This window comes from Pseudomonas sp. IT-P44, assembly GCF_949768225.1.
GTDB classification, from domain to species: domain Bacteria; phylum Pseudomonadota; class Gammaproteobacteria; order Pseudomonadales; family Pseudomonadaceae; genus Aquipseudomonas; species Aquipseudomonas migulae.
The window spans coordinates 1-24,894 of the sequence record NZ_CATKQM010000029.1 but is presented as its reverse complement, the minus strand read 5'-3'; the positions used below and the strand labels follow the sequence as shown (position 1 = coordinate 24,894).

The 24,894-nt window shown below is 59.5% G+C and carries 24 protein-coding genes; 13 read left to right on the top strand and 11 right to left on the bottom strand.

Translation table 11 applies throughout. The annotated features are described in order from the left end of the window. Window positions 1-33: 33 nt before the first annotated feature. The 6 genes from hisB to ACM6IO_RS16595 all read left to right on the top strand — a co-directional run bounded on the left by hisB (window position 34) and on the right by ACM6IO_RS16595 (window position 3,916). On the top strand, window positions 34-627 hold the full coding sequence (gene hisB / locus ACM6IO_RS16620) for an imidazoleglycerol-phosphate dehydratase HisB (protein ID WP_003218037.1): 594 nt from the start codon (window positions 34-36) through the stop codon (window positions 625-627). Continuing rightward, window positions 627-1,265: an imidazole glycerol phosphate synthase subunit HisH gene (hisH, locus tag ACM6IO_RS16615; RefSeq protein WP_192226824.1), complete on the top strand. Its 639-nt coding sequence runs from the start codon at window positions 627-629 to the stop codon at window positions 1,263-1,265. Before hisB ends, hisH begins: the two co-directional genes overlap by 1 nt. Further along, the gene (locus ACM6IO_RS16610) at window positions 1,266-1,523 is read left to right on the top strand and encodes a DUF2164 domain-containing protein (protein WP_008024930.1); all 258 of its coding nucleotides are present in this window, start codon (window positions 1,266-1,268) and stop codon (window positions 1,521-1,523) included. A gap of 42 nt (window positions 1,524-1,565) precedes the next feature. Beyond that, window positions 1,566-2,303: a 1-(5-phosphoribosyl)-5-[(5-phosphoribosylamino)methylideneamino]imidazole-4-carboxamide isomerase gene (hisA, locus tag ACM6IO_RS16605; protein ID WP_017336056.1), complete on the top strand. Its 738-nt coding sequence runs from the start codon at window positions 1,566-1,568 to the stop codon at window positions 2,301-2,303. A 9-nt stretch (window positions 2,304-2,312) separates the two neighbouring features. Next, on the top strand, window positions 2,313-3,083 hold the full coding sequence (gene hisF / locus ACM6IO_RS16600; protein ID WP_007972752.1) for an imidazole glycerol phosphate synthase subunit HisF: 771 nt from the start codon (window positions 2,313-2,315) through the stop codon (window positions 3,081-3,083). Window positions 3,084-3,160: 77 nt separating this feature from the next. After that, complete coding sequence (locus ACM6IO_RS16595; RefSeq protein ID WP_008024926.1) at window positions 3,161-3,916, top strand: substrate-binding periplasmic protein; 756 nt, start codon at window positions 3,161-3,163, stop codon at window positions 3,914-3,916. Between the two features lie 134 nt (window positions 3,917-4,050). Here ACM6IO_RS16595 and ACM6IO_RS16590 read toward each other — a convergent pair whose 3' ends face one another. The 4 genes from ACM6IO_RS16590 to gpmI all read right to left on the bottom strand — a co-directional run bounded on the left by ACM6IO_RS16590 (window position 4,051) and on the right by gpmI (window position 9,219). Further along, entirely contained in the window at window positions 4,051-4,818 is a 768-nt protein-coding gene (locus ACM6IO_RS16590; RefSeq protein ID WP_414911872.1) for a divergent polysaccharide deacetylase family protein, read from the bottom strand. Window position 4,819: 1 nt separating this feature from the next. Further along, window positions 4,820-6,139, bottom strand: a complete 1,320-nt coding sequence (locus tag ACM6IO_RS16585; protein ID WP_008024923.1) for a S41 family peptidase — start codon at window positions 6,137-6,139, stop codon at window positions 4,820-4,822. A 34-nt stretch (window positions 6,140-6,173) separates the two neighbouring features. Beyond that, window positions 6,174-7,472 (bottom strand): murein hydrolase activator EnvC family protein, encoded by a 1,299-nt coding sequence (locus tag ACM6IO_RS16580; protein WP_008024921.1) that lies wholly within the window; start codon window positions 7,470-7,472, stop codon window positions 6,174-6,176. A gap of 217 nt (window positions 7,473-7,689) precedes the next feature. Next, the gene (gpmI, locus tag ACM6IO_RS16575) at window positions 7,690-9,219 is read right to left on the bottom strand and encodes a 2,3-bisphosphoglycerate-independent phosphoglycerate mutase (protein WP_414911871.1); all 1,530 of its coding nucleotides are present in this window, start codon (window positions 9,217-9,219) and stop codon (window positions 7,690-7,692) included. 153 nt (window positions 9,220-9,372) lie between these two features. Here gpmI and ACM6IO_RS16570 point away from each other — a divergent pair, with 153 nt between their 5' ends. From ACM6IO_RS16570 to secB, 3 genes are read left to right on the top strand one after another with little or no spacing between them, the layout of a single operon-like run. Then, entirely contained in the window at window positions 9,373-9,786 is a 414-nt protein-coding gene (locus ACM6IO_RS16570; protein WP_008024918.1) for a rhodanese-like domain-containing protein, read from the top strand. Between the two features lies 1 nt (window position 9,787). Beyond that, on the top strand, window positions 9,788-10,042 hold the full coding sequence (gene grxC, locus ACM6IO_RS16565; RefSeq protein ID WP_008024917.1) for a glutaredoxin 3: 255 nt from the start codon (window positions 9,788-9,790) through the stop codon (window positions 10,040-10,042). 41 nt (window positions 10,043-10,083) lie between these two features. Continuing rightward, on the top strand, window positions 10,084-10,569 hold the full coding sequence (secB, locus tag ACM6IO_RS16560; protein WP_007897410.1) for a protein-export chaperone SecB: 486 nt from the start codon (window positions 10,084-10,086) through the stop codon (window positions 10,567-10,569). Window positions 10,570-10,700: 131 nt separating this feature from the next. Here secB and trmL read toward each other — a convergent pair whose 3' ends face one another. Continuing rightward, window positions 10,701-11,156 carry a tRNA (uridine(34)/cytosine(34)/5-carboxymethylaminomethyluridine(34)-2'-O)-methyltransferase TrmL gene (gene trmL / locus ACM6IO_RS16555; protein WP_008040998.1) on the bottom strand — a complete coding sequence of 152 codons (456 nt, stop codon included), beginning with the start codon at window positions 11,154-11,156 and terminating at the stop codon, window positions 10,701-10,703. Here trmL and ACM6IO_RS16550 point away from each other — a divergent pair. Further along, complete coding sequence (locus ACM6IO_RS16550) at window positions 11,155-11,595, top strand: hypothetical protein (RefSeq protein ID WP_414911870.1); 441 nt, start codon at window positions 11,155-11,157, stop codon at window positions 11,593-11,595. The two genes, trmL and ACM6IO_RS16550, sit on opposite strands and share 2 nt — an antisense overlap. A 522-nt stretch (window positions 11,596-12,117) precedes the next feature. Here ACM6IO_RS16550 and ntrC read toward each other — a convergent pair. From ntrC to glnA, 5 genes are all read right to left on the bottom strand, one after another. Then, the gene (gene ntrC, locus ACM6IO_RS16545) at window positions 12,118-13,554 is read right to left on the bottom strand and encodes a nitrogen regulation protein NR(I) (RefSeq protein WP_064675450.1); all 1,437 of its coding nucleotides are present in this window, start codon (window positions 13,552-13,554) and stop codon (window positions 12,118-12,120) included. Further along, window positions 13,551-14,636 carry a nitrogen regulation protein NR(II) gene (gene glnL / locus ACM6IO_RS16540; RefSeq protein WP_008024908.1) on the bottom strand — a complete coding sequence of 362 codons (1,086 nt, stop codon included), beginning with the start codon at window positions 14,634-14,636 and terminating at the stop codon, window positions 13,551-13,553. Before glnL ends, ntrC begins: the two co-directional genes overlap by 4 nt. Before the next feature lie 230 nt (window positions 14,637-14,866). Next, a complete protein-coding gene (locus ACM6IO_RS16535) occupies window positions 14,867-15,487 on the bottom strand; it encodes a DUF4124 domain-containing protein (protein WP_414911869.1) in 621 nt (206 codons plus the stop codon). Further along, window positions 15,484-15,993 carry a DUF4124 domain-containing protein gene (locus ACM6IO_RS16530; RefSeq protein WP_414911868.1) on the bottom strand — a complete coding sequence of 170 codons (510 nt, stop codon included), beginning with the start codon at window positions 15,991-15,993 and terminating at the stop codon, window positions 15,484-15,486. The genes ACM6IO_RS16535 and ACM6IO_RS16530 overlap by 4 nt, the downstream gene beginning before the upstream one ends. Before the next feature lie 298 nt (window positions 15,994-16,291). Then, window positions 16,292-17,698, bottom strand: a complete 1,407-nt coding sequence (gene glnA, locus ACM6IO_RS16525) for a type I glutamate--ammonia ligase (protein ID WP_192417192.1) — start codon at window positions 17,696-17,698, stop codon at window positions 16,292-16,294. Window positions 17,699-18,028: 330 nt separating this feature from the next. On the opposite strand from glnA, the gene thiI reads away from it, so the two are divergent. Next, the gene (gene thiI, locus ACM6IO_RS16520; protein ID WP_008040995.1) at window positions 18,029-19,483 is read left to right on the top strand and encodes a tRNA uracil 4-sulfurtransferase ThiI; all 1,455 of its coding nucleotides are present in this window, start codon (window positions 18,029-18,031) and stop codon (window positions 19,481-19,483) included. 139 nt (window positions 19,484-19,622) lie between these two features. Continuing rightward, window positions 19,623-21,443, top strand: coding sequence for a translational GTPase TypA (typA, locus tag ACM6IO_RS16515; RefSeq protein WP_008028025.1), 1,821 nt, complete (start codon window positions 19,623-19,625; stop codon window positions 21,441-21,443). Window positions 21,444-21,645: 202 nt separating this feature from the next. On the opposite strand, the gene ACM6IO_RS16510 is transcribed toward typA, so the two are convergent. Beyond that, window positions 21,646-22,086: a YkgJ family cysteine cluster protein gene (locus ACM6IO_RS16510; protein ID WP_085988407.1), complete on the bottom strand. Its 441-nt coding sequence runs from the start codon at window positions 22,084-22,086 to the stop codon at window positions 21,646-21,648. A gap of 259 nt (window positions 22,087-22,345) precedes the next feature. On the opposite strand from ACM6IO_RS16510, the gene ACM6IO_RS16505 reads away from it, so the two are divergent. After that, window positions 22,346-24,796: a glycogen/starch/alpha-glucan phosphorylase gene (locus tag ACM6IO_RS16505; RefSeq protein WP_008028030.1), complete on the top strand. Its 2,451-nt coding sequence runs from the start codon at window positions 22,346-22,348 to the stop codon at window positions 24,794-24,796. The last annotated feature ends 98 nt before the right edge of the window (window positions 24,797-24,894 follow it).

Here is a 24,894-nt window from a genome sequence, read left to right as displayed (position 1 = left end):
CCTTTTTCGCCCAATGATTTTGCGGAGCTGGTGATGGCCGAACGTAAGGCGTCAGTCGAGCGCGACACTCTGGAAACCCAGATCAAAGCCTCGATCAACCTGGATGGCACCGGAAAGGCCCGATTTGATATCGGTGTTCCTTTTCTTGAGCACATGCTGGACCAGATCGCCCGTCACGGGCTGATCGACCTGGATATCGTCAGCAAGGGCGACCTGCATATCGACGACCACCACACCGTGGAAGACGTCGGTATCACCTTGGGTCAGGCTTTCGCCAAAGCCATCGGCGACAAGAAAGGCATCCGTCGCTACGGCCACGCCTACGTGCCGCTCGATGAAGCTCTGTCGCGCGTGGTGATCGACTTCTCCGGCCGCCCTGGCCTGCAGATGCATGTTCCCTATACCCGCGCCACTGTTGGCGGTTTTGATGTTGACCTGTTCCAGGAATTCTTCCAGGGCTTTGTCAACCACGCGCTGGTCAGCCTGCACATCGACAACCTGCGTGGCACCAACACCCACCACCAGATCGAAACCGTGTTCAAGGCTTTCGGCCGCGCACTGCGCATGGCCGTAGAGCTCGATGACCGCATGGCCGGTCAGATGCCATCGACCAAAGGCGTTCTGTAATGCAGACGGTCGCGGTTATCGATTACGGCATGGGCAACCTGCACTCGGTGGCCAAGGCCCTCGAGCACGTCGGTGCCGGCAAGGTCTTGATCACCAGCGATGCCGACGTGATTCGCGAAGCTGACCGGGTGGTATTCCCCGGCGTTGGCGCGATTCGCGATTGCATGGCGGAGATCCGTCGCCTGGGTTTCGACTCGCTGGTGCGTGAAGTCAGCCAGGACCGTCCGTTCCTCGGCATCTGCGTCGGCATGCAAGCCTTGCTCGACACAAGTGAAGAGAACGACGGCGTCGACTGCATCGGCCTGTTCCCGGGCGCGGTGAAGTTCTTCGGCAAAGGCCTTGTTGAAGACGGCGAACACCTGAAAGTCCCGCACATGGGCTGGAACGAAGTGAAGCAGACGGTGAGTCACCCGCTATGGCACAACATTCCGGACCTGGCGCGTTTCTACTTTGTGCACAGCTACTACATCGCTGCCGGTAACGCGCGGCAGGTGGTCGGTGGCGGTCACTACGGTGTCGATTTCGCTGCGGCGCTGGCCGATGGCTCGCGTTTCGCCGTGCAGTTCCACCCGGAGAAGAGCCATACCCATGGCCTGCAATTGCTGCAGAACTTCGCTGCGTGGGATGGTCGCTGGTAAATGGCCGTCAAGAAGAAGCCGCCGATCCTGACCCTCACTCCCGAGCAGGAGAACGAGGCCAATCACAAGATCAAACGCTTCATGGAGGATCGCTTCGAACTGGACCTGGGTTCGTTCGAAGCGGCCGAAATCCTTGAGCTGTTTACCCGTGAAATTGCGCCGCACTATTACAACAGGGCGATTTTCGATGTGCAGACGCACCTTAAAGAAAGGTTCGAAAGCATCGAAAGCGACTTGTGGGCGCTCGAGAAAAACTGATTTCCGAGCGAAGCTGAACACTCGAATTTGAAGGTTTGCCAGATGCTGATTATTCCCGCTATCGATCTCAAAGACGGTGCCTGTGTTCGTCTGCGCCAGGGCCGCATGGAAGATTCCACGGTGTTCTCCGATGACCCGGTGAGCATGGCCGCCAAGTGGGTGGAGGGCGGTTGCCGTCGTCTGCATCTGGTCGACCTGAACGGTGCCTTCGAAGGCCAGCCGGTCAACGGCGAAGTGGTCACCGCCATCGCCAAGCGCTACCCGAACCTGCCGATCCAGATCGGCGGTGGTATCCGCTCGCTGGAAACCATCGAGCACTACGTCAAAGCGGGCGTGAGCTACGTGATCATCGGCACCAAAGCCGTGAAGGATCCGGCGTTCGTCGCTGAAGCCTGCCGCGCGTTCCCGGGCAAAGTGATCGTCGGCCTCGATGCCAAAGACGGTTTCGTCGCCACCGATGGCTGGGCTGAAATCAGCACCGTTCAGGTCATCGACCTGGCCAAGCAGTTCGAAGCCGACGGCGTGTCTGCAATCGTTTATACCGACATCGCCAAAGACGGCATGATGCAGGGCTGCAACGTGCCGTTCACCGCTGCGCTGGCCGCTGCCACGCGTATTCCGGTGATCGCTTCCGGCGGTATCCACAACCTCGGTGACATCAAGTCGCTGCTCGACGCCAAGGCACCGGGCATCATCGGCGCGATCACCGGCCGGGCGATCTACGAAGGCACCCTCGACGTCGCTGAAGCGCAAGCTTTCTGCGATTCGTACAAAGGCTGAGGACTGACCATGGCGCTGGCCAAACGCATCATCCCTTGCCTGGACGTGGATAACGGCCGGGTCGTCAAAGGTGTGAAGTTCGAAAACATCCGCGATGCCGGCGACCCGGTGGAAATCGCCCGTCGTTACGACGAGCAGGGTGCCGACGAGATTACTTTTCTCGACATCACCGCCAGCGTCGACGGTCGCGACACCACGCTGCATACCGTTGAGCGCATGGCCAGCCAGGTCTTTATTCCGCTGACCGTAGGCGGCGGCGTGCGTACCGTGCAGGACATTCGCAACCTGCTGAATGCCGGCGCGGACAAGGTCTCGATCAATACCGCTGCCGTGTTCAACCCGGAGTTCGTGGGTGAGGCGGCGCAGCATTTCGGTTCGCAGTGCATCGTGGTTGCCATCGATGCGAAGAAGGTCTCCGGTCCGGGCGAAACCCCACGCTGGGAAATCTTCACTCACGGCGGGCGCAAGCCGACCGGTCTCGACGCGGTCGAGTGGGCGAAGAAGATGGAAGGCCTGGGAGCCGGCGAAATCCTGCTGACCAGCATGGACCAGGACGGCATGAAAAACGGCTTCGACCTGGGCGTTACCCGTGCGATCAGCGATGCGCTGGGTATTCCAGTGATCGCCTCCGGCGGCGTCGGCAACCTGCAGCATTTGGCCGACGGCATCATCGAAGGTCACGCCAGCGCCGTTCTGGCCGCGAGTATTTTCCACTTCGGCGAATACACCGTGCAGGAAGCCAAGGCCTACATGGCCCATCGCGGCATCGTGATGCGCTAAACAAACGATACAGGCCAGTGGACATCATGGCGGGCTCAAGGCACTCTTGGGTACGCCATGGATCTCGGTAGCCAGACATGCTCAAACGCCTTCTTCTTGCCCTCGCCAGCGCTTCTCTATTGCAAATCAGTGGCGTGCACGCCACCGAAAATCCCGACGCCGACCTGGTGCTGCTGACGGAAAACTTCCCGCCTTACAACATGGCCAAGAACGGCAAGAACTTCGCTCAGGACGAGAACATCAATGGCATCGCCGTGGACATCGTCCGCGAGATGTTCAAGCGTGCCGACGTAACCTACAGCCTGACCCTGCGTTTCCCCTGGGAGCGCATCTACAAGCTCGCCCTCGAGAAACCCGGGTATGGCGTGTTCGTGATGGCACGACTGCCGGACCGTGAAAAGCTATTCAAGTGGGTCGGCCCGATCGGTCCGGATGACTGGATCATGCTGGCCAAGGCGGACAGCAAGATCAGCCTGGAAACGCTGGAAGATGCGCGCAAATACAAGATCGGTGCGTACAAGGGCGATGCGATTGCCGAGACGCTGGCCAAGCAAGGGTTGAAGCCGATTGTCGTGCTGCGGGATCAGGACAACGCGAAGAAGTTGACCAGCGGCCAGATCGACTTGTGGGCCACGGGCGACCCGGCCGGGCGTTACCTGGCGCGTCAGGACGGTGTCACCGGGCTCAAGACCGTGCTGCGCTTCAACAGTGCGGAGCTGTATTTGGCGCTGAACAAAGACGTGCCGGATGAAACCGTCGCCAAGCTGCAAGCCGCGCTGGATCAGCTGCGCAAGGAAGGCGTGGTGGACGAGATCATGGGGCGGTATCTCTAATCTCGGTGACCTGCACAATCTAATGTGGGAGCGGGCTTGCTCGCGAATGCGCAGTGTCAGTCGACATTAACATTGACTGACACACCGCATTCGCGAGCAAGCCCGCTCCCACAGTTGTTTTGCGAGGCGGCAAGTTAGCGGTAAACGCCATCCTTGCCGTGCGCAGTCGTTGCGCGGTTACTGCGCACGCTGATCATCAACTTGATATCAATCCAGTCAATGCCCTGAGCTTTCAGCTTCGGCAATTCTCGCTCCAGCACTGCCAGCGTCTGCGGATACGGATGCCCGATCATCACCGCCGAACCCTGTTTGCGCGCCAGATTGATCGCGGTCTGTAGCTGGGTGAAGATCGCCGCTTCCGTTCGCTCATCATCCAAAAACACATCCCGCGAAACACTCGCCAACCCGATCTTCTGTGCTTCGGCCGCTGCCACGGTTTGCGCGCTGGTGCGGCTGTCGACGAAGAACTTGTGTCGCCGCTGCAATTCCGCCATCAACCAGGCCATGGCGGGTTGCTGTGCGGTCATGCGACTGCCCATGTGGTTGTTGATGCCGCTTGTGTACGGGACCATTTTGAACGCCGCGTCGAGGCGCTTCTCCAGCTCTTCGATGGGCAGCTCGGGATGCCAGGCGAACGGCCCCGTGGCGGGGTCCATCGGCATGTGCAGGATGACGATCTTGCCGGCGCGATGGGCTTCGCGGGCGAATTCGGTGGCGTGGGGTGTGTCGGGCATGATCGCCGTGGTCACCGGGCCGGGCAGGGCCAGCACGCGGCGATCCCGGGGCAGGTTCTGCCCCAGGTCATCGATGATCAGGCTGATGTAGGCTTTTTGAGGGGCGGGCGCCGCGTGAGCAACACCCGCCAGACAGCACAGCAGACCGAGAACCAACCGCAGGCGCATCTCAGCGGCCGGAAGTGATGCTCAACCCTTTGAGCAGGCTCAGGGCTTGGGCCAACTGGTAGTCATCATCCTGCGGCATCGCTTTGGCCTTGGCGCTGGAGCCGGTCGGTTTGTCGGCGCCGCCGTTGCCATTGCCCAGGTGACCTTGCAGATCGGCTTCCTTGAAGTATTCGCCGTCCTGCTCGCTGGTGATCTTGGCCTTGCGCACTTCGATGTCCGGGACGATGCCCTGGGCCTGGATCGAGCGGCCGTTCGGCGTGTAATACAGCGCCGTGGTGATCTTCAGCGCGCGGTCGTTGTTCAGCGGCAGCACGGTTTGCACCGAACCCTTGCCGAAACTGGTGGTACCCATGACCACCGCGCGTTTCTGATCCTGCAGGGCGCCGGCCACAATTTCCGAGGCCGAGGCGCTGCCGCCGTTGATCAGCGCAACCATCGGCACCGCTTCGCTTTCGTCTTTGCCGGTAGCGGAGAAGCGCAGCTCGGAGTTGGCGATGCGGCCCTTGGTGTAAACGATCAGGCCCTTGGTGATGAAGTGGTCGACCACTTCCACCGCCGCCTGCAGCACGCCGCCAGGGTTGTTACGCAGGTCGAGGATGATGCCTTTGAGCTTCTTGCCGTTGTCCTTGCGCAACTTGGCCAGGGCCTTGGAGACTTCTTCGCCGGTCTTGACCTGGAACTGAGTGATGCGGATGTAGCCGTAGCCGGACTCCAGCAACTGGCTCTTCACGCTCTTCACCTGAATGATGGCGCGGGACAGGGTCACGTCGAACGGCGTGCCGCCATCGCGAACCAGGGTCAGGGTGATTTTCTGGCCGATCTTGCCGCGCATCTTGTCGACGGCTTCGGTCATGCTCTGGCCGCGAGTCGGCTGGCCGTTGATCTTGACGATGAAGTCGCCGGCCTGAATGCCGGCCTTCGAGGCGGGCGTGTCATCAATCGGCGAAACCACCTTGATGAAGCCGTCTTCGGCACCGACTTCGATGCCCAGGCCGCCGAATTCGCCGCTGGTGCTTTCCTGCAATTCAGCGAAGTCTTCCGGGCCCAGGTAGGCGGAGTGCGGGTCGAGGTTGCTGAGCATGCCTTTGATGGCGTTTTCCAGCAGGGTCTTGTCGTCCACCGGTTCGACATAGGCTGCCTTGATCCGGTCCATGACCTCGGCAAAGGTGCGCAACTCTTCCAGCGGCAGCGGCGCCTTGGTGGTTGCAGCAGTGCCCGCAGGCGCGACCGCCGGAGCCGGTTGAGCAGCGAACGCCAGAGGCGCGCCGATCACCAGTGCGATCGTCAGGGCCAGCGAGGTAAGACGGGACAAATGCAGCATGTCGAACGAACTCCTAATGTAGGTGACTCAACGCCTATCCTTGCGCGCGGCACCATTGCGCCGGATCACTCGGGTGACCCTGCTGACGAATTGCGAAATACAGTGCTGGAGTGTCCTGCCCGCCGCTGTTACCGACAGTGGAGATGGACTCACCGGCTTTCACCACGTCACCCGCAGACTTGAGCAGCGTCTGGTTGTGACCGTAAAGACTCAAAAAACCGTTGCCGTGGTCAAGGATCACCAGCAAGCCGGCACCGCGCAGCCAGTCGGCAAACACCACGCGGCCTCCGTGCACGGCATGCACCTGGCTGCCGGCGGAGGCGCTGATCATCACGCCGTCCCACTTGGTGCGGGCGTCGTCGCCACGGGTTTCGCCAAAGCGTGCCAGCAGTCGACCATCAACCGGCCATGGAAGTTTTCCCCGGCTGGAAGCAAACGGGCCGCCAAACGTCTCGCCTGAGCTTGATACCAAGGCGCCGGGTGTCGATTTAACGGGTTTGCGTGGGGCGTCAGTGGCGTCTGCATCTGCTGCCGCCTGAGCCTCACGTAAACGCTTTTTTTCGGCTTCCTGCTGGGCAATCAGCGCTTTTTGCCGCGCTTCTTCTGCCTCACGAGCCTGGCGGGCCAGGGTTTCTTCGATGGTTTTAAGGACTTTAGACAGGTCTGCCTGATCCTGCTCGCGGGCGGCCAGTTTCTGATCGCGAGCCTTTACGTCATCGCTGAGCTTGGCGAGGACCTGCTGGCGTTCCTGACGGACTTTGTCGAGTTCATCGCGCTGGCTGTCGAGGCTGCTCTTTTGCACCAGCAACTGCGCTTGTTGCAGGGCGATGTCTTTTTCGACATTGGCCAATTGACGCAAGGTTTCGTTGAAACTCTTCAACTGCTCCAGGCGGGCCTGGCTCAGGTAATCGTAATAGGTGAGGGTGCGGGCGAATTTTTCCGGATTCTGCTGGTTGAGCAGCAGCTTCAAATACTCCTGACGGCCGTTCTGATAGGCCGCGCGGGCCTGAATGGCGATCAGTCTTTGCTGTTCAATGCGCGCGCTCTGGAGTTTTTTTTTCTCACCATCGAGACGCTGCAGCTCGGATTCGCTTTTCTTCAGCTCTTTTTGCAGGGCTTCGACCTGCTTCTCGAGCTTGCCCATCTCGGTCTCGGTGCCCTTGAGGTCTTTCTGCACCCCGGATTTTTCTTCCTGGAGCTTGCCCAGCAGTTTTTTCAGCTCGGCGATGTCCTGACGCGTGGCGTCCAACTGTTGTTGGGTTTGCGCGCGCTCGTCAGCAAAGGCCGGTTGGAGCAGGCAAGTCAGGGCAAGGGCTATCAGGACGCGAAGCATAGAGGCGGGCGACACCAGGGAAAGGGACGGCCTAGTATGCCCGCCCCACGCTGCAAAAAAAACGCCCAATTGGGGCTGTGTGATAACCGGCCCGAAAAACCACGCAATACCAATGTGGGAGCGGGCTTGCTCGCGAATGCGGTGTGTCAATCAAGGTTGATGTCGACTGACACACCGCTTTCGCGAGCAAGCCCGCTCCCACAGGGATTGACGGTGATTAGACGAGGATCGAAGTCCCGGTCATTTCAGCCGGTTTTTCCAGGCCCAACAGCTTCAGCATGGTTGGCGCCACATCCGCCAGCACGCCGCCTTCACGCACCTTCAGGTCACGCTTGCCGACATAAATGAACGGCACCGGCTCGGTGGTGTGCGCGGTATGCGCCTGGCCAGTGGTTTCGTCGGACATCTGCTCGACGTTGCCGTGGTCAGCCGTGATCAGCGCTTCGCCGCCGACTTTGTCCAGCGCATCGACGATGCGGCCGACGCACAGGTCCAGGCATTCCACGGCTTTTACCGCTGCTTCGAACACGCCGCTGTGGCCGACCATGTCGCCGTTGGCGTAGTTGACCACGATCACGTCGTAACGCTGGTTTTCGATGGCGTCGACGATGCGGTCGGTGACTTCCGGCGCGCTCATTTCCGGCTGCAAGTCATAAGTAGCGACTTTCGGCGACGGGATCAGGATGCGTTCTTCGCCCGGGAAAGGTTCTTCACGACCGCCTGAGAAGAAGAAGGTCACGTGGGCATACTTCTCGGTTTCGGCGATACGCAGCTGCGTCTTGCCGTTTTTAGCCAGGTAGTCGCCGAGCACGTTGTCCAGGCTGCCGGCGGCGAAGGCCGATGGCGCGGGGATGCTGGCGGCGTATTGGGTGAGCATGACGAAACCGGCCAGTTTTGGCTGGCGCGCACGTTCGAAATCCTTGAAACCGTCTTCGACGAACACGCGGGTCAGCTCGCGGGCGCGGTCGGCGCGGAAGTTCATGAACACCACGGCGTCGCCGTCTTCGACTTTAACCGGCTCACCGATGGAGGTGGCTTTGACGAATTCGTCGCTCTCGCCACGCTCGTACGCGGCTTGCAGGCCTTCCTGGGCGGTGGCGGCGTTGAATTCGCCATTGCCATCGACAATCAGGTTGTAAGCCTGGGACACGCGGTCCCAGCGGTTGTCGCGGTCCATGGCGAAGTAACGGCCAATAATGCTGGCGATCCGGCCTTTGCCGAGGGCCTGGAAGGTCGCGTCGAGCAGTTCGATCGACGACTGGGCGCTTTTCGGCGGCGTGTCGCGGCCATCGAGGAAGGCGTGCAGGTAGATTTTTTCCGCGCCGCGTTTGGCAGCCAGTTCGGCCATGGCAACCAGGTGATCCTGGTGGCTGTGAACGCCGCCATCGGACAGCAGGCCCATGAAGTGCACGGCTTTGCCGGCGGCAACGGCTTTATCCACAGCCGCGCAGATGGTCGGGTTCTCGAAGAACTCGCCGTCGCGGATCGATTTGGTCACGCGAGTAAAGTCTTGATACACAACGCGGCCGGCACCGAGGTTCATGTGGCCGACTTCGGAGTTGCCCATCTGGCCATCCGGCAGGCCGACGTCCATGCCACTGCCCGAGATCAGACCGTTCGGCACGGTGGCCCACAGACGGTCCAGTACGGGCTTCTTCGCCGCATAGATGGCGTTGGATTCAGGGCTCTCACTGTGACCGAAGCCGTCGAGAATAATCAGGACCAAAGGTTTAGGCGTGGTAGTCATGGATTCCACTCGTGGCTGAGTTAAAAGAGGGCAATGGAAAAGGGAGTGGCAGTTTAAAGCGAAGTTCCGACGGCGTCACCGCCGGACGGGGTTTGGCCCACCATAGTGGCTGTGTATACTGGCCGACATTTTAACGCCCTGGAACCTCCTTCGATGGTTGCTCACCTGATTGAATTTGCCACTAACCACTATCTGCTCGTCGGTATCTTCGTGGTACTGCTGGCGTTGCTGATCGCCTATCAGATGCAAGGCGGCGGCCGCAGCCTGAGCACCGGTGAACTGACCGGCCTGGTCAACAAGGACGCGGGCGTTGTGATCGACATTCGTCCGGTCAAGGATTTCGCCGCCGGTCATATTGTTGGCGCGTTGAACATTCCTCACGACAAACTGGCCGCTCGCGTGGCCGAACTGGAAAAACACAAGGCCAAGACCATCATCCTGGTCGACGCCATGGGCCAGACCGCCGGCACTCACGCTCGCGAACTGATGAAGTCCGGCTTCACCGCCGCCAAGCTGTCCGGCGGTATTTCCAGCTGGAAAGGCGACAACCTGCCGCTGGTGAAGTGATATGAGCAACGTCGTCGTCTATTCCAGCGATTACTGCCCTTACTGCTCGCGAGCCAAGTACCTGCTCGAGAACAAAGGCGTGGCCTTCGAAGAGATCAAGGTCGATGGCAAGCCGCAGGTGCGCGCCGCCATGGCCCAGAAGGCCGGGCGCACGTCCGTGCCGCAGATCTGGATCGGTGAGCGCCACGTTGGCGGTTGTGATGATTTGTTTGCCCTTGAGCGCGCCGGCAAGCTCGACGCCATGCTCAAGGCCTGAATGCCTTCCCTATAAGACCCCAAGATCAGAAAGGATCTGAGATGACTGACCAACAGAACACTGCAGCTAGCGAAGAAGAAACCGCACCGCAATTCTCCTTGCAGCGCATCTACGTACGTGACTTGTCGTTCGAAGCCCCGAAAAGCCCGGCGATCTTCCGCCAGCAGTGGGAACCAAGCGTCGGTCTGGATCTGAACACCCGCCAGAAGGCACTGGAAGGCGACTTCCACGAAGTCGTGCTGACCCTGTCCGTGACCGTGAAAAACGGTGAAGAAGTAGCGTTCATCGCTGAAGTGCAACAGGCCGGGATCTTCCTGATCAAGAACCTGGACGACGCTTCGATGAGCCACACCCTCGGCGCGTTCTGCCCGAACATCCTGTTCCCGTACGCTCGCGAAACCCTGGACAGCCTGGTGACCCGTGGTTCGTTCCCGGCCCTGATGCTGGCCCCGGTGAACTTCGACGCGCTGTACGCACAAGAACTGCAACGCATGCAGGCGGCTGGCGAGACTCCAACCGTTCAGTAAACGGTCTGAGCGTCGTAGAAAGTCCAATGTGGGAGCGGGCTTGCTCGCGAAAGCGCTGTAACAGTCAACGATGATGTTGAATGTTATGGCCCCTTCGCGAGCAAGCCCGCTCCCACATTTGTTATGGGGTGTTATTTGAAGTCGTTCTGCCGCCACGCTTCGTAGACGGCAACCGCCACAGTGTTCGACAGGTTCAGGCTGCGACAGCCTTCGCGCATCGGTAAACGCAGACGTTGTTCGCCGGGCAGGGCATCCAGCACTTCTGCCGGCAAGCCTCGGCTTTCCGGGCCGAACAGAAAGGCATCGCCCTCGGCGAAGCTCGCGTCATGGAACGGCCGCGAACCCTTGGTGGTAAACGCGAACACCCTTGGATGACCAAGGCTCTCCAGGCAACTGGCGAGGTCCGCATGGCGTTGCAGGGTGGCATACTCGTGGTAATCGAGGCCGGCCCGGCGCAGGCGCTTGTCGTCCATCTCGAAGCCCAGCGGTTCGATCAAATGCAGGTGGCAGCCACTGTTGGCGCACAGCCTGATAACGTTGCCGGTATTCGGCGGAATTTCTGGTTGAAAAAGGATGACGTGAAACATGCACGGCTCCGAAGGTAAAGATGACGGGCATTCTACGCCGCAAGCGGATCCCCGTTCGAAACTATTCCCGCGCGTGATGGGTTCGCTGGCGATTGTCGGGGTAATGGTGGGGCTGATGATCGGTCGCCTGACCACGCCCAACCCCAGTGAATTGCAGCAGATCGAGGTGACGAACGACGGCCTGGTGGTGTGGTTCAACAACGAACCCAAGTCCCACGGCGAGTTTATCGACGGCAGCCTGGCGTTGCTGTTCGAGGCGGAGGGCAAGACGCAGAAAGGTCAGCTCAAGCTCAACGACAAGAACGTGAACTGGCGGGTGCGTTTGAGTGATGGGGGGTTGTTGCTGTCGGTGGTGGCGGCCCGGCCACTGCAGGGCGAGTGGGCCGGTAGCGAGGTCGATGACCGCTGGCGGCTGGAGATCCATCTCCGGGAGCAATAAAAGAGGGAATCCCCGGCCTGCCTGTACCAAGGTTCCCAAAACGGGAGGGCTCGCGCATTGCGTGAGCCCGGTGTAAAGAAGGAACCCCTGACCTGCCTGTATCAAGGGCCCCAAAACTGTTTGGGCTCGTCGCAAGTGCGGTGTGAGCCCGATGTAAAGAGGGGAATCCCCGGCCTGCCTGTACCAAGGTCCCCGAAACCGGGTAGTGAACTGAATCACTGAATGGACTATTGCAGGGGGCGTGCCAGGTTTTAACAGCTTGAAACAATCACGCGCTCTGAAACGCCAAAAGCCCCGTAATACGGGGCTTTCGTGTTTTTTCGCCAGGGGTTCGATTGTGAACGCAGGTGGGGTTTTGGATCGGTTGGTGTGCGCGATTGCGGTTCACTCTGCATTCAGTCGGTGCATGTTGACCCCAAAAGCTTCGCGGGCAAGCCTCGCTCCTACAGGATTTTTACGAATCTGTAGGAGCGAGGCTTGCCCGCGAATGGATCTATGCAACGATGATGATCTAAAGGCTAATTAACCCTCTTCCCCTTCATCATCATCCCCACCATCCACCTTCATCCCCAATTCCTTGATCTTGCGCGTCAGGGTATTACGCCCCCAACCCAGCAAAACCGCTGCATCACGACGACGGCCAGCAGTGTGCTTGAGCGCGGTTTCAATCATGATCCGCTCAAACGCCGGCACCGCGCTGTCGAGCAGGCTCGACTGACCACGCGCCAACGCCTGATCGGCCCACTGGCGCAGCGCTTGCTCCCAGTTGGTCACCGGCGCCGAATCCTGTGGCAGGCTCAGCAGCTCTGGCGGCAGGTCGCTGATGTGCACTTCGCGACCCGAAGCCATCACCGTGATCCAGCGGCAGGTGTTCTCCAGCTGACGAACGTTGCCGCCCCACGGCAGGTTCTTCAGGTATTCCTCGGTTTCGCTTTTCAACAGCTTCGGCTCGACCGCCAGTTCTTGCGCGGCGCGGCTGAGGAAGTGCTTGGCGAGGGTCGGGATGTCTTCGCGACGGTCCGACAGGCGTGGAATATGAATGCGGATCACGTTGAGGCGGTGGAACAAGTCTTCACGGAATTTCCCGGCGTGCACCAGGGTTTCCAGATTCTGGTGAGTCGCGGCGATGATCCGCACGTCGACTTTGACCGGCACGTGGCCGCCGACGCGGTAGAACTCGCCGTCTGCCAGCACGCGCAGCAAACGGGTCTGCGTGTCCGCCGGCATGTCGCCGATTTCATCAAGGAACAGCGTGCCGCCATCCGCCTGTTCGAATCGTCCGCGACGCAGGTTGGCCGCACCGGTGAACGCGCCTTTTTCATGGCCGAACAGCTCGGATTCCATCAGGTCTTTCGGGATGGCCGCCATGTTCAGCGCAATGAATGGCGAAGCCGCCCGTGGACTGTGACGGTGCAGGGCATGGGCGACCAGCTCTTTACCCGTACCCGATTCACCGTTGATCAGCACGGTAATGTTGGAGTGGCTCAAGCGCCCGATGGCGCGAAACACTTCCTGCATCGCCGGCGCTTCGCCGATGATTTCCGGGGTGCGGGTCAGGGCGACCGGGACTTCCAGGCCTTGCTGTTCCTGGGCGTGCTGGTTGGCGCGCTTGACCAGGGACACCGCTTCGTCGACATCGAACGGCTTGGGCAGGTATTCGAACGCGCCGCCCTGATAGGACGCGACAGCGCTGTCCAGATCGGAGTGCGCAGTCATGATGATCACTGGCAGCCGTGGGTGTTGCTCGCGAATCCGCGCCAGAAGGTCCAGACCGCTGGCACCCGGCATGCGAATGTCGGAGATGATCACGTCCGGCTGCTGGCGCGCCAGGCGGCTCATCACGCCATCGGCGCTGTCGAAGCTTTGCGTGGTCATGCCTTCCTGCTGCAAGGCTTTTTCCAGGACCCAACGGATAGAACGGTCGTCATCGACGATCCACACGGTTTCACTACGGCTCATGTCGATGTGGCTCCTTGTTCCAGTGGCAGAAAGATCGAGAAGGTGGTGTGGCCTGGATGGCTGTCACATTCGATCAGGCCCTGGTGCTGGCTGATGATGTTCTGGGTAATGGCCAGGCCGAGCCCGGTACCGTCCGGGCGCCCGCTGACCATGGGAAAGAAGATGGTTTCCTGAAGTTCCGCAGGAATGCCGGGGCCGTTGTCGATGATTTCGATCTTGGTCACCAGGCGATGGCGCACGTGGCCGATGGTGAACTGGCGCATGGCGCGGGTGCGCAGGCTGATGCGGCCCAGGCGCAGCTCGTTCTGGCTGCTGATGGCCTGCATTGCGTTGCGCACGATATTCAGGACGGCCTGAATCATCTGTTCGCGGTCGATCAACACGTCGGGAATGCTTGGGTCGTAATCGCGCACCAATGTGATGCAGCCCTGGCTTTCGGCCTCGACCAAGTGGCAGACGCGCTCCAGCACTTCGTGGACGTTGCACATGGCCAGCGATGGCAGCTTGTTGGAGCCGAGCATGCGATCGACCAGGTTTCGCAGGCGGTCGGCTTCTTCAATGATGACGTTGGTGTAGTCGCGCAGGCTTTCTTCCGGCAGTTCGCGGGCGAGCAGCTGGGCCGCACCGCGAATCCCGCCGAGCGGATTCTTGATCTCGTGAGCGAGGCCGCGCACCAGCATCTTGCTGGTTTCCTGCTTCGACAGCTGCGCCTCTTCCTTGGTGATTCGCAGCAAGCGGTCACGCGGGTGGACTTCCAGCAGCAGCATGGTGGCGCCGTTGGCCAGGATCGGTGTGACCGCGTAATCGACGGTCAGCGTCTGGCCGGTCAGGGCGGTGAGCATCGCTTCGCGTTTGGTGAACGGATGCGCCTGCTCGACTGCCTGGCGCAGGGAATTCAGGGCTTCGGTGGATTCGGTGAACAACTCACTGATGAACTGCCCATGGCTGCGCTGGCCGCTGATGGCCAGCAGCATCTCCGCCGCCGGGTTCATGTACTCGAGGCGCAGTTCGGCGTCGAGCAGGATGGTGGCGGTGGTCAGGTTGTCGAGCAGCAATCGATGCAGTGCGTCGCTAATGGTCATCAGGACCTCTTTTGGAGCAGGGCATGCGCGTGAATAACGCGCCGATATGAGGAAAATGCAAAAACCAAACCAAGGCTCCGAAAAGAAGCGTCAAAGGCCTGAAACGGGCGTTTGACGCTCGTTTGCGTGGCGTTCTGCCAGCTTTTGCGGGTACTTTCGAACCAAAATGGGTTGATATTTGGGTACGGTGCAACCTATCGCACCAATATAGTGCGCAAAGCTGAACGAGGTTAGAAGAAACGCAGGAAGGGATTTTTTGGCTCGATGGGTTTGTCCTTGAGCGGACATTCCGGTCGTTGGCCGTAGTCGGTCAGCGCGCAGGGTTTGACCTGGCGTTTTTGTGCCAAGGAAATGCGCAGCATATGGAACGGTTGATTGGCGGTGCGCTCGACGATGCGGCCGTGTTCGTCGAGGATTTCCACGGACAGGTTGTGGCTGCCGCGATCGATGTTGCTCAAGGCGAACACCGGGCTCGGACCCGGTTCAGCGGTGGGCTGCCCGTCCAGCAACAAGCGGTAGCGATGGCCTCGTTGCAGGCCGGGCTCGCTGGTGATGCTGACGATCAGCTCGCCGGCGCTGCTGCGGATTGTGGCGTCGGGCTCGGGCACCAGCACTCGCAGCATGTCGTAGCGGAACAGGGGTTTGGTTTCGGTCCGCTTCTCGGCAATCACCGGCGCTGCGCCGGTCGGGTTGGCGGACATGCGGTTGCTCGTCGCCAGCGGTACGCGTCTGGCGTTGCCGGAGCCAGGCTGGTCGGTGAAGACCCGATTGCCCTGTGCGTCGATGTAAGTGAAGACTTCGGCCGATGCGGACAACGCGATCAGGCAGGCGGCCAGCAGCCATAACCTCACGGCTTGTGCACCCGCTGAACCGTGAAGGTTACGGTCGGACTCTGCTGCACGATATCTTCCCCGTTGATCACCTGCACCGCGAGGCTGTGAGTGCCGCGATCAATGTTGACCAGTTGCAGGATCGGCACGTTGCTCGGCTGGCCGTAAGGCTGGTCGTCCAGCAGCAGCCTGAAAAGATGCGGGCCTTGCAAGCGCGGTTTGATCAACACGTTGACGGTGAAGGTACCGTTGTTGGCTCGCAGCGCTTCGGTGGTGGGCAGGTTGGTCAGCTCCAGCACCTTGTAGGCGCTGCGAGGTTGTTCGCCGCTGGTGGCTTGTGCGGGTGGGGTGGGAGGCGCTTGGCGCTCGACGCTGTTGAGCGGCGGCAGTTCGACCGGCTGAGCCTTCACACCGTCGGGTGGTTGATTGCTGTAGGCGGTGTTGCCGGCGGCGTCGGTGTACTTATAAATCTGCGCGGCGGCGGGCAGGGCGATCAACAGCAGGATGAACAGAAAACCACGACCCATAAAATCGACCAGAAACGAACGCGTTGGGTTGCAGCATAGGTCAGTGGCGGCGGTTGGCCCAAGCTGTAAACATTCGGGCATGATTTCCTGCAATACATCAGGCTGCGCAAGTCCCTGTGGGAGCGAGCCTGCTCGCGAAAGCGGTGCGTCATTCAAAATCAATGTTGGATGTGACGACCCCTTCGCGAGCAGGCTCGCTCCCACAGAAAAGCGGGGTCATCCGCGGAATCGCGGGCACAAAAAAGGCCTCCCGAAGGAGGCCTCTTTTTGTCACGCCGCTTGCGCAGGCGCTACCGGATCAGCAGCTGTAGTACAGCTCGTATTCCAGTGGGTGTACGAAGGTGCGTACCTTGATTTCTTCTTCGCTTTTCAGAGCGATGTAAGCGTCGATGAAGTCATCGGAGAACACGCCGCCTTTGGTCAGGAACGCACGACCTTTGTCCAGCTCTTCCAGGGCTTCTTTCAGGCTGCCGCAAACTTGTGGGATCTCTTTCGCCTCTTCAGGCGGCAGGTCGTACAGGTTTTTGTCAGCTGCATCGCCAGGGTGGATCTTGTTCTGGATACCGTCCAGGCCAGCCATCATCAGTGCTGCGAAGCACAGGTACGGGTTGGCAGCTGGATCCGGGAAGCGTGCTTCGATACGGCGGCCTTTCGGGCTCGACACGTAAGGAATACGGATCGAAGCGGAGCGGTTACGGGCCGAGTAGGCCAGCATCACTGGAGCTTCGAAGCCTGGAACCAGACGCTTGTAGGAGTTGGTCGCCGGGTTGGTGAAGCCGTTCAGGGCCTTACCGTGCTTGATGATGCCGCCGATGAAGTACAGAGCGGTATCGGACAGGCCGGCATAGCCTTCACCTGCGAAGGTGTTCTTGCCGTCTTTCCAGATGGACATGTGCACGTGCATGCCCGAGCCGTTGTCGCCGTACAGAGGCTTAGGCATGAAGGTAGCGGTGCGGCCGTAGGCATCGGCCACGTTGTGCACGACGTACTTCAGGGTTTGGGTTTCGTCGGCTTTCTTCACCAGGGTGTTGAACTTGACGCCGATTTCGTTCTGGCCGGCAGTTGCCACTTCGTGGTGGTGAACTTCGACGGTCAGGCCCATTTCTTCCAGTGCGTTGCACATGGAGGTACGGATTTCGTGGTCGTGGTCGAACGGTGGAACCGGGAAGTAACCGCCTTTGACGCCTGGACGGTGGCCACGGTTGCCGCCTTCCACGTCCTGGTCGGACATCCACGAGCCTTGTTCAGAGTAGATCTTGAACATGGAACCGGAGATGTCGGACTTGAACTTCACTTGGTCGAAGATGAAGAACTCTGGCTCCGGACCGGCATACACAGTGTCGCCGATGGCGGTGGATTTGAGGTATTCCTCTGCGCGCTTGGCGATCGCACGTGGGTCGCGATCGTAGCCTTGCATGCTCGAAGGTTCGATGATGTCGCAGACCAGGATCAGGGTCGGCTCTTCGGTGAACGGGTCCAGTACGGCAGTGCTGTCGTCCGGCAGCAGGATCATGTCGGAGGCTTCGATGCCTTTCCAGCCAGCGATGGAGGAACCGTCGAACATCTTGCCGACTTCGAAGAAGTCTTCATCCAGCGCGTCGCGAGCCGGCATGGTCACGTGGTGCTGGGTGCCTTTGGTGTCCGTGAAGCGCAGATCAATCCACTTGACGTCATGATCTTTGATGAGTTGAACCGACTTCGACATAGTGTCCTCCGGGTGGCTTCGGGCTTAGTAGTGGATGCCCTTAGAATGTGGGTGATGCCGGCGCGAATACTCTGCCAAGGCAACCTGCCTCACAAGGGAGCAAATTGCATGCCAGTGCCCCACCATGGGTTTTTTGCCCCAATATCACGCTTATAAAGGTGTAAAGCGCATTAATGGGGAAAATCCCGCCCTACAATGTGGCGCTAAAATCAATAAATGACCTGTTTTGGTGCGTGCAAAACCTTCTGCACATTAACTGGTTAAACCTTGAGCAATTTCCGCTATAATCCGCGCCCCCCTTTTTCGGCAGGCCTCGCGCGCGCTGTTTCCATGAAATTAATCGTAAAAGTCTTCCCAGAGATCACCATCAAGAGCCGCCCGGTACGGATGCGTTTCATCCGCCAGTTGGCCAAGAACATCCGTGCCGTGCTCCGCGATCTGGATCCGGCCGTGGTGGTGAACGGTGTGTGGGACAACCTCGAGCTGGAAACCCGCGTCAGCGATCCCAAGGCTCTGAAGGAGATGGGCGAGCGTCTGAGCTGCATGCCGGGCGTCGCGCACTTCCTGCAAATCGATGAGTACCCGCTGGGTGATTTCGACGACATCGTTGAAAAATGCAAGCAGCACTACGGTGATGCACTGGCCGGCAAGATTTTCTCGGTGCGTTGCAAACGCGCCGGCAAGCACCCATTCAGCTCGATAGATATTGAGAAATACGTCGGCAGCCAGTTGCGCCGCCAGTGCGGTGCCGCCGGGATCGACCTGAAAAAGCCTGAAATCGAAGTCCGAATCGAAGTTCGCGACCAACGGTTGTTCGTGATCCACAGTCAGCACAACGGCATCGGCGGTTATCCGCTGGGTGCACTGGAGCAGACGCTTGTGCTGATGTCCGGCGGCTTCGACTCCACTGTGGCGGCCTACCAGATCATGCGTCGCGGCCTGATGGCCCACTTCTGCTTCTTCAATCTGGGCGGAAGGGCTCACGAGCTGGGCGTGATGGAAGTCGCGCACTTCATCTGGAAGAAGTACGGAAGCTCCCAACGCGTGTTATTTGTCAGTGTGCCGTTCGAGGAAGTACTGGGAGAAATTCTCGGTAAAGTCGATAACAGTCATATGGGCGTAGTATTGAAGCGTATGATGTTGCGCGCTGCGACCCAAATTGCCGATCGACTGCAAATCGAAGCGCTGGTGACCGGGGAGGCGATCTCCCAGGTGTCGAGCCAGACATTGCCGAATCTGAACGTGATCGACTGCGTGACCGAGAAGCTGGTGCTGCGCCCGCTGATCGCCAGTCACAAGCAGGACATCATCGATCTGGCCAACGAAATCGGTACCGCCGATTTCGCCCGGCACATGCCGGAGTATTGCGGGGTCATTTCAGTCAACCCGAAGACGGCTGCCAAGCGCCACCGGGTGGAGCATGAAGAGAAAGAATTCGACATGGCAGTCCTTGAGCGTGCGCTCGAGAACGCCAAACTGGTGCCGATCGATCGCGTGATCGACGAATTGGGCCAGGATTTGCAAATCGAAGAAGTCAGCGAAGCACTGGCGGGCCAGATCATCATCGACATCCGTCACCCGGATGCCGCTGAAGACGAGCCGCTGGAACTCGGTGGCATTGAGGTACAGACGATGCCGTTTTATGCATTGAACGCTCGTTTCAAGGAACTGGACCCTACTCGCCAGTACCTGCTGTATTGCGACAAAGGCGTGATGAGTCGCCTGCATGCCCACCATTTGCTCAGTGAGGGGCATGCCAATGTGCGCGTTTATCGACCGAGCTAAGAGCCCGGGGCTGTTTGCCTGTGGCCTGCGTCATCGGCCCCCCGACTCTGCCGTCAAGCTGTAACGGCAAGGCCTGACTCTACTGTTAATCGCTGCCAAGACTTGTCAGCACACCGAATCCTCTGATCGAGATACACAAGTGATCGAAAATCTACGCAACATCGCCATCATTGCTCACGTTGACCATGGTAAAACCACCCTGGTAGACAAACTCCTGCGTCAATCCGGCACTCTGGAGCGCAACGAGCTCAACGACGAGCGCGTGATGGACTCCAACGACCAGGAAAAAGAGCGCGGTATTACCATTCTGGCGAAAAACACCGCCATCAACTGGAACGGCTACCACATCAACATCGTGGACACCCCGGGCCACGCCGACTTCGGCGGCGAAGTTGAACGCGTAATGTCGATGGTTGACTCCGTTCTGCTGCTGGTTGACGCTCAAGACGGCCCTATGCCGCAAACCCGTTTCGTGACCAAGAAGGCTTTCGAAGCCGGCCTGCGTCCGATCGTGTGCATCAACAAGGTTGACCGTCCAGGCGCGCGTCCGGACTGGGTTCTGGACCAGATCTTCGACCTGTTCGACAACCTGGGTGCCACCGAAGAACAGCTGGACTTCAAAGTCGTCTACGCCTCGGCCCTGAACGGCATTGCCGGTCTGGACCACACCGACATGGCTGAAGACATGACCCCGCTGTACCAGTCGATCGTCGACAACGTACCTGCGCCGAAAGTTGACCGTGAAGGCCCGTTCCAGATGCAAATCTCGGCACTGGACTACAACAGCTTCCTGGGTGTTATCGGTGTTGGCCGTATCGCTCGTGGTAGCGTCAAGCCGAACACTCCGGTTGTCGCCATCGGCGCCGACGGCAAGAAACGCAACGGCCGTATCCTGAAGCTGATGGGTCACCACGGTCTGCACCGTATCGACGTTGAAGAAGCGTTTGCCGGTGACATCGTGTGCGTGAGCGGTATGGACTCGCTGTTCATCTCCGACACCCTGTGCCAGCCGGACAACGTCGAGGCGATGAAGCCTCTGACCGTTGACGAGCCAACCGTTTCCATGACCTTCCAGGTGAACGACTCGCCTTTCTGCGGTAAAGAAGGCAAGTTCGTGACTTCCCGTAACATCAAGGAACGTCTGGACAAAGAGCTGCTGTACAACGTTGCTCTGCGCGTTGAAGAAGGCGACTCGGCTGACAAGTTCAAGGTTTCCGGCCGTGGTGAGCTGCACCTCTCGGTACTGATCGAAACCATGCGTCGCGAAGGCTTCGAAATGGGCGTTGGTCGTCCTGAAGTGATCATCCGTCAGGTTGACGGCGTGAAGCAGGAACCGTTTGAAAACGTCACCATCGACACCCCTGAAGAATCCCAGGGCAAGGTCATGGAAGAGATGGGTCTGCGTAAGGGCGACCTGACCAACATGGTGCCGGATGGCAAAGGCCGTGTGCGTCTGGAATACAACATCCCTGCTCGTGGTCTGATCGGTTTCCGTAACCAGTTCCTGACCCTGACCAACGGTGCTGGCATCCTGACCTCGATCTTCGATCGCTACGACACCATGAAGTCCGGCGACATGTCCGGTCGTCAGAACGGTGTTCTGGTATCGGTAGAAACCGGCAAGGCTCTGACCTACTCCCTGGAAACCCTGCAGGCACGTGGCAAGCTGTTCGTTGAACACGGTCAGGAAATCTACAACGGTCAGATCGTTGGTCTGAACAGCCGTGATAACGACATGGGCGTCAACCCAACCAAAGGTAAGAAGCTCGACAACATGCGTGCTTCGGGTAAAGACGAAACCATCGCTCTGGTTCCACCTGTTCGCTTCACCCTGGAACAGGCCCTGGAATTCATCCAGGACGACGAGCTGTGTGAAGTTACGCCTAAGTCCATCCGTCTTCGCAAGAAGATCCTGGACGAAGGCGAGCGTACCCGCGCTGCCAAGAAAGCCAAGAACTGAGTTTTAGTTCAGGCTGAATGAAAACGCCCCCGGTCGAAAGGCCGGGGGCGTTTTTGTTTGTCTGCGATTTGTGTGGTGTTTTCACCGGCCCCTTCGCGGGCAAGTCGGATCGCCGCATCGCTCGCTCCTACAGGTTATGCGCTGCCCTTGTAGGAGCGAGGCTTGCCCGCGAAGGCGCCCGTTCAGGCGCCCATATTCCGGATCAGAATTTCTCGAGGGGCCGACGGCTGCTGCTGGTCTCGCGCGCCACTTCCTTCGGCTTGTAAGCGCAATACCCCGGTCGCGGCCCGATCTTCGGGTGGTTGCGGCAAGTATCCGGGCGCTTTTCATAAATAGTGCACAGACGGCTCTTACGATCCAGGTACAGGCAATCGTTGTTGCTCATGCGCTGGAGGGTGAAGATCTCGGTCTTCTGGCTGTAACGCTCGACGATCCCTTCCTTCTGCAAACGCTTGGCGATGTTCTTCGCCGGTTCGCCGCGCTCGAACTCGTCGACGATGCCGATGCGGATCAGATCCTTGATCTTGACCTCGACCGGCAGGGTGCAGCAGCTGGATATGCAGGAACCGCACATCGGCGCAGAGTATTTGGCCCAGGTATCGAGACGATCGATCTCTGCGGCGGCGATCAGGTTGGGCTTCATCATCGGTTGTTACCAGCGTGTGCATCAGGGCGCGCGATCATACCGGGACTGGTGGATTTTTGAACAACCTTTCGCCAGATTTTTTTAACTGCGGTCAACAACACGTGAATTCCGGCACGGCCCCTGCATTGATTCAGGTACACGACAAGGTAATGCCGACCTATCTCGCACTAACAGGAAAAACTGCCGAACCAGAGCCTCTACCGCCTGTCAGACCGTCTAGGCTCAGACAACTCAAAGCTCGCTCGAGGTCTTATCGATGACTCAAGAACCACTTGTTCGCGAAGCAGAGGTGGCCGCATTCCGCGACGCCGTCTTGACCAAACTCACCTACGCGGTGGGTAAAGACCCGGATCACGCCTTCGACCACGACTGGTTCGAAGCCATTGCGTTGGCGGCGCGCGATCACATGGTCGAGCACTGGATGGACCACACCCGGCAGATCTACCGCAAAGGTCAGAAGCGGGTTTATTACCTCTCCCTGGAATTTCTCATCGGCCGGCTGCTCTACGACAGTTTGAGCAACCTCGGCCTGCTCGACGTCGCCCGCGAAGCGCTGACCGAGCTCGGCGTCGACCTCGAACGCATCCGCCTGCTGGAGCCCGACGCAGCCTTGGGCAACGGCGGCCTCGGTCGTCTGGCGGCGTGCTTCATGGAAAGCATGTCGACCCTCGGCATCGCCGGCCACGGTTATGGCATCCGTTACGAACACGGCTTGTTCCGCCAGGCGATTGTCGATGGCTGGCAGCAGGAACAGACCGAACACTGGCTGGATTTCGGCAACCCGTGGGAATTCGAACGGCCGGAAGTGGTTTACCCGATCGGCTTCGGCGGCAGCGTCGAAACCGTGACCGACTCAAACGGCAAGTCCAAGCAAGTCTGGTCCCCGGCGGAAACCGTGCGCGCCATTGCTTATGACACCCCGGTAGTCGGCTGGCGCGGGGCGAGCGTCAACACGCTGCGCCTGTGGCGTGCCCGCGCGATGGAAGATTTGCACCTTGAGCGCTTCAACGCCGGCGACCACCTCGGCGCGGTCGCTGAAGTGGCGCGGGCGGAAAGTATCTCCCGCGTGCTGTACCCGGCGGACAGCACCGAGGCCGGCCAGGAACTGCGCCTGCGCCAGGAATACTTCTTTGTCGCGGCATCTCTCCAGGATTTGCTGCGCCGTCATCGCAACATGCACACCTCGGTGCTGACCCTGGGCGACCACGCGGCAATCCAGCTCAACGACACTCACCCGTCCATTGCCGTGGCCGAGCTGATGCGCCAATTGGTCGATGTCTACGACGTGGCGTGGGACGCCGCGTGGCAGGTCACCGTCGACACGCTTTCGTACACCAACCACACGCTGTTGCCGGAAGCGCTGGAAACCTGGCCGGTCGGTTTGATGGAGCGGATGCTGCCAAGGCACATGCAGATCATTTACCTGATCAACGCCCAGCACATCGACTCGCTGCGCGCCAAAGGCATCCATGATTTTGACGTGCTGCGCGCGGTATCGCTGATCGAAGAGGACAACGGTCGCCGTGTGCGCATGGGCAACCTGGCGTTCCTTGGCTCCCACAGCGTCAACGGCGTGTCCGGGCTGCACACCCAACTGATGCGCAAAACCGTGTTCTCGGAACTGCACAAGCTCTACCCGGAGCGGATCAACAACAAGACCAACGGCATTACTTTCCGCCGCTGGCTGTATCAGGCCAACTCGGAATTGACCTCGATGTTGGTCGATGCCCTCGGCCCTGATCTGTTGGATAACCCGGAAGAGCGCTTGCTCGATCTGGAGCCGTTCGCGGAAAAAGCCGCGTTCCGCAAGGCCTTCGCCGAACAGCGCCTGCACAGCAAAAAAGCGCTGGCGTACATCATTCACGAGCGCCTTGGGGTTGCGGTCAACCCGGCGGCGATGTTCGACGTGCAGGTCAAACGGATCCACGAATACAAACGTCAGTTGCTCAACTTGCTGCACACCGTCGCGCTGTATCAGGCGATTCGCGCCGAGCCGGAAATCGACTGGGTGCCGCGAGTGAAAATCTTCGCCGGCAAGGCCGCCGCCAGTTATCACCAGGCCAAGCTGATCATCAAACTGACCAACGACATCGCCCGGGTGGTGAACAACGACCCGACCGTGCGCGGCTTGCTTAAAGTGGTGTTCCTGCCTAACTACAACGTCAGCCTGGCGGAGAGCATCATTCCGGCGGCGGATTTGTCCGAGCAGATTTCCACCGCAGGCTTTGAGGCGTCGGGCACCAGTAACATGAAGTTCGGCCTCAACGGCGCGCTGACGATTGGCACGCTGGACGGTGCCAACGTGGAAATGTGCGAGCGCATCGGCGCCGAGCACATGTTCATCTTCGGCCTCAGCGCGCAGCAGGTTGAAGCGCGCAAACAGAATCATGAGTTCAATGCGACGCCGGATATTGCCGCGTCCCATCGGCTGAATGACGTGCTGCAAGCGATTCGTGGCGGGGTGTTCTCGCCGGATGATCCATCCCGTTACACCGGCTTGATTGACTCGCTGATCGACTACGACCGCTTCCTGGTCTGCGCCGATTTCGATTCCTACTGGGACGCGCAGATGCGTGTTGAAGCCCATTGGCACGACTCGAACGAGTGGTGGCGTTCGGCGGTGTTGAACACGTCCCGGATGGGCTGGTTCTCCTCCGACCGGACCATTCGCGAGTACGCGACGGATATCTGGAAAGCATTGGAGTAACTTTTAGCCACAAATGTGCGCAAGGTCCGACGGTTGTTGGACCTGGCCGATATACTAAGCACCAGTTTGCCAGATGTTTCAGTGATGTCCTTGCGGGC

Bases quoted from the DNA above. Each gene is read 5' to 3' on its own strand.
- hisB (WP_003218037.1), top strand. From the start codon at position 34: ATGGCCGAACGTAAGGCGTCAGTCGAGCGCGACACTCTGGAAACCCAG.
- hisH (WP_192226824.1), top strand. From the start codon at position 627: ATGCAGACGGTCGCGGTTATCGATTACGGCATGGGCAACCTGCACTCG.
- ACM6IO_RS16610 (WP_008024930.1), top strand. From the start codon at position 1,266: ATGGCCGTCAAGAAGAAGCCGCCGATCCTGACCCTCACTCCCGAGCAG.
- hisA (WP_017336056.1), top strand. From the start codon at position 1,566: ATGCTGATTATTCCCGCTATCGATCTCAAAGACGGTGCCTGTGTTCGT.
- hisF (WP_007972752.1), top strand. From the start codon at position 2,313: ATGGCGCTGGCCAAACGCATCATCCCTTGCCTGGACGTGGATAACGGC.
- ACM6IO_RS16595 (WP_008024926.1), top strand. From the start codon at position 3,161: ATGCTCAAACGCCTTCTTCTTGCCCTCGCCAGCGCTTCTCTATTGCAA.
- ACM6IO_RS16590 (WP_414911872.1), bottom strand. From the start codon at position 4,818: ATGCGCCTGCGGTTGGTTCTCGGTCTGCTGTGCTGTCTGGCGGGTGTT.
- ACM6IO_RS16585 (WP_008024923.1), bottom strand. From the start codon at position 6,139: ATGCTGCATTTGTCCCGTCTTACCTCGCTGGCCCTGACGATCGCACTG.
- ACM6IO_RS16580 (WP_008024921.1), bottom strand. From the start codon at position 7,472: ATGCTTCGCGTCCTGATAGCCCTTGCCCTGACTTGCCTGCTCCAACCG.
- gpmI (WP_414911871.1), bottom strand. From the start codon at position 9,219: ATGACTACCACGCCTAAACCTTTGGTCCTGATTATTCTCGACGGCTTC.
- ACM6IO_RS16570 (WP_008024918.1), top strand. From the start codon at position 9,373: ATGGTTGCTCACCTGATTGAATTTGCCACTAACCACTATCTGCTCGTC.
- grxC (WP_008024917.1), top strand. From the start codon at position 9,788: ATGAGCAACGTCGTCGTCTATTCCAGCGATTACTGCCCTTACTGCTCG.
- secB (WP_007897410.1), top strand. From the start codon at position 10,084: ATGACTGACCAACAGAACACTGCAGCTAGCGAAGAAGAAACCGCACCG.
- ACM6IO_RS16550 (WP_414911870.1), top strand. From the start codon at position 11,155: ATGCACGGCTCCGAAGGTAAAGATGACGGGCATTCTACGCCGCAAGCG.
- trmL (WP_008040998.1), bottom strand. From the start codon at position 11,156: ATGTTTCACGTCATCCTTTTTCAACCAGAAATTCCGCCGAATACCGGC.
- ntrC (WP_064675450.1), bottom strand. From the start codon at position 13,554: ATGAGCCGTAGTGAAACCGTGTGGATCGTCGATGACGACCGTTCTATC.
- glnL (WP_008024908.1), bottom strand. From the start codon at position 14,636: ATGACCATTAGCGACGCACTGCATCGATTGCTGCTCGACAACCTGACC.
- ACM6IO_RS16530 (WP_414911868.1), bottom strand. From the start codon at position 15,993: ATGGGTCGTGGTTTTCTGTTCATCCTGCTGTTGATCGCCCTGCCCGCC.
- glnA (WP_192417192.1), bottom strand. From the start codon at position 17,698: ATGTCGAAGTCGGTTCAACTCATCAAAGATCATGACGTCAAGTGGATT.
- thiI (WP_008040995.1), top strand. From the start codon at position 18,029: ATGAAATTAATCGTAAAAGTCTTCCCAGAGATCACCATCAAGAGCCGC.
- ACM6IO_RS16510 (WP_085988407.1), bottom strand. From the start codon at position 22,086: ATGAAGCCCAACCTGATCGCCGCCGCAGAGATCGATCGTCTCGATACC.
- ACM6IO_RS16505 (WP_008028030.1), top strand. From the start codon at position 22,346: ATGACTCAAGAACCACTTGTTCGCGAAGCAGAGGTGGCCGCATTCCGC.